The organism is Streptomyces sp. NPDC003300, from assembly GCF_040610915.1.
In the GTDB taxonomy this organism is placed as follows: Bacteria; Actinomycetota; Actinomycetes; order Streptomycetales; family Streptomycetaceae; genus Actinacidiphila.
Window position 1 is genome coordinate 1 of the sequence record NZ_JBEXNE010000058.1, and the last position, 2,095, is coordinate 2,095.

At 72.9% G+C, this 2,095-nt stretch carries 3 protein-coding genes; 1 reads left to right on the forward strand and 2 read right to left on the reverse strand.

Annotated features, from left to right (window positions below; translation table 11 throughout):
• Window positions 1–200: 200 nt before the first annotated feature.
• Both ABZX65_RS36285 and ABZX65_RS36290 read right to left on the reverse strand, forming a co-directional pair.
• A complete protein-coding gene (locus tag ABZX65_RS36285; protein ID WP_355350353.1) occupies window positions 201–569 on the reverse strand; it encodes a VOC family protein in 369 nt (122 codons plus the stop codon).
• A 27-nt stretch (window positions 570–596) separates the two neighbouring features.
• Window positions 597–1,370: an SDR family oxidoreductase gene (locus ABZX65_RS36290; RefSeq protein ID WP_355350356.1), complete on the reverse strand. Its 774-nt coding sequence runs from the start codon at window positions 1,368–1,370 to the stop codon at window positions 597–599.
• Between the two features lie 78 nt (window positions 1,371–1,448).
• Between ABZX65_RS36290 and ABZX65_RS36295 the strand changes: the two genes are divergently transcribed.
• Window positions 1,449–2,009 carry a TetR/AcrR family transcriptional regulator gene (locus tag ABZX65_RS36295; protein WP_355350359.1) on the forward strand — a complete coding sequence of 187 codons (561 nt, stop codon included), beginning with the start codon at window positions 1,449–1,451 and terminating at the stop codon, window positions 2,007–2,009.
• Window positions 2,010–2,095 lie beyond the last annotated feature (86 nt).

Here is a 2,095-nt window from a genome sequence, read left to right on the forward strand (position 1 = left end):
TTGGGTGCGTCGGTGTCCGGCGGTCCGGTGGGGGCGGGCGGGGTGGGACGGGTCGCCCCGGACTTGTTCTCCCGCCGGCCTGGGAGAACGGTATGGACGACGCCATCGACGCGGCCATCGCCGACACCCCCGACACGGCCCCCCTCCGCACGCTCCTTGCCGCCGCCGACCGGGAGGTCGTCCCGTAGCCGTCGCGGGGGTCAGGCCGGGCGAACGCAGAAGGGGTGCCCGGCCGGACTGGCGTAGACCCGGGCGCCCTCGCGGTCGGCGGAGCCGACGTCGCCGGTCGGCCGCAGTCGTCGGCCGCCGGCCGCGAGCACCCGCGTGTCGGCGCTCTCCATGTCGTCCGTCGCGAGGTCGAAGTGCATCTGCTGGGAGGTCCCGTCGGGCCACCGCGGCACGACATGCCCCGGAACCCGCTGGACCACGAGCACGGGGAATCCGTCGCTGCGCAGGAAGTGGTGCGTGGCCGTCCGGGTGACCGAGCCGCCGAGCAGGCGGTGCCAGAACGCGCCTTCGCTCTCCGGGTCCGCGGCGTCCACGATCAGTGACGTCAGGCTGAAGGTCACGGTGTCTCTCCTCGGAATCGCTGGGGCTCAGACGGTGGGGATGATGCCGCCGTCGACCCTGAACTGGGCGCCGGTGAGCCATTTGGCGCGGTCGGACGCGAGGAACGCGATCATCTCGGCGACGTCCTCGGGTTCGCCGGGCCGTCCCATCGGCAGCTTCAGGTGCTCCACGATCCGCTGCGTGACGTCGTCGACGCCGATGCCCTCACTGTCGGCCATCCGCCGGAGGTGGCCGGCGGCTCCCTCGGTGACGACGAAGCCCGGCAGCACGCACACCACGCGTACGCCGTGGCCGCCCACCGCCGTCGCCAGTTCGCGGCTGTAGGCGTTGAGCGCCGCCTTCGACGCGGCGTACGACGCCTCGGCGGGCTGGGGGAGGTGGCTGGCGATGGACGAGACGTGCACCACGACGCCCGAGCCGCGCTCGACCATCCCCGGAACCAACGCCCGGTCGAGCCGGACCGCGCTGAGCAGATTCATCTCCAGGTCGGCGAGCCACGACGCGTCGGACCGCTCCAGAGTCGGCATCGGCCCGGTCGCGGCTCCCGCGTTGTTCACCAGGACGTCAACGCCTCCGACGCTGTCCAGCACGCGCTGCCCCAGCTCCCGCACCCCCTCCTCGGACCGCAGGTCGGCCGGGATGAAGGCGGCGTCCAGGTCGTCCGGCGGCGCGGTGCGCGAGGCCGTCAGCACCGTGGCGCCCGCGGCGGCGAAGCGGCGGGCTGTCGCCTCCCCGAGCCCTCGGCTGCCGCCGGTCACCAGCACACGCAGGCCGTCAAGCCCCTCGTTCTCGATCGTCACGGACGTTCTCCCCAGTAAAGTGAACCCGACTCCGGAAACTGTACACAAGCGGAGTCCGATTCACCTTATGGGGGACTGTTGCCGTCACCACGCCCGTTGCGCGCCGACGCCCGCCGCAACCGCGAAGCGCTCCTCGCCGCCGCGCGCGAAGCACTCCTCTCCGACGACGACGCCCACGTCGAGGAGATCGCCCGCCGTGCCGGTGTGGCCGTCGGCACGCTGTACCGCCACTTCGACACCCGCGAAGCCCTTGTCGCCGACGTGTACCGCCAAGAGGTCGCCGACCTCTGCGCGGCCCCCTCCCGGCTGCTCGCCCAGCACGCCCCCGACGAAGCCCTGCGCGCCTTCCTCCTGCTGCTCGTGGAGCACGCGGCGGTCGGCCGCGGCATGGGCGAAGTGCTGGAGAGCATCATGGCGACCGACTCGCCCGTCTTCGACGACACCCGCGCCGAGATGGCCCGTGCCCTGGACCACCTCCTCACCGCCGGCGCCGCCGCCGGCCTCATCCGCGAGGACGTCAGCGGCCGCCTCCTCCTCCGCGCCCTCGGCGGCATCTGCGGCCTGCGCTCCGAAGGCTGGCAGGACGACGCCGTACGCATCGCCTCACTCCTCTACAACGGCCTCCGCCTCCCCACCTAGCGCCTGTCCGGCGAATCACGAACGGCCTCCTTCGACCCTGCCCCGCTCCGCCACCACAGCCCACCGTCGGCCGCCGACGTACCCGT